Below are 225 nucleotides of genomic sequence, written 5' to 3'. Positions count from 1 at the left end.
CCACCAGCACGCCGGCGCCGGCCTTGATGGCGGCGGTGGCGAAGTCATGGCCGTCCATCGCCTCGCCCTTGATGGCGAAGAAGGCGTCGCCCGGCTGCAGGCTGCGGCTGTCGATCGAAATGCCGGAAATGCCTTCCGGCATCGGCCCCAACGGCCGCCCGTCCATGGCGGCAACCAGCGCCTCGCAGGTCCACAGCAAGCTCATGCGGCACGCTCCGTAAGTGC

At 69.3% G+C, this 225-nt stretch carries 1 pseudogene; it reads right to left on the bottom strand.

The annotated features are described in order from the left end of the window. Window positions 1-151, bottom strand: a pseudogene (locus EOC06_RS44230) (Mur ligase domain-containing protein); the annotation flags it as partial. Window positions 152-225 lie beyond the last annotated feature (74 nt).

This window comes from Mesorhizobium sp. M7A.F.Ca.MR.362.00.0.0, from assembly GCF_004023175.1.
In the GTDB taxonomy this organism is placed as follows: domain Bacteria; phylum Pseudomonadota; class Alphaproteobacteria; order Rhizobiales; family Rhizobiaceae; genus Mesorhizobium.
Note: the sequence above shows the minus strand (reverse complement) of the source record. Positions and strands in the feature narration are given on the sequence as shown.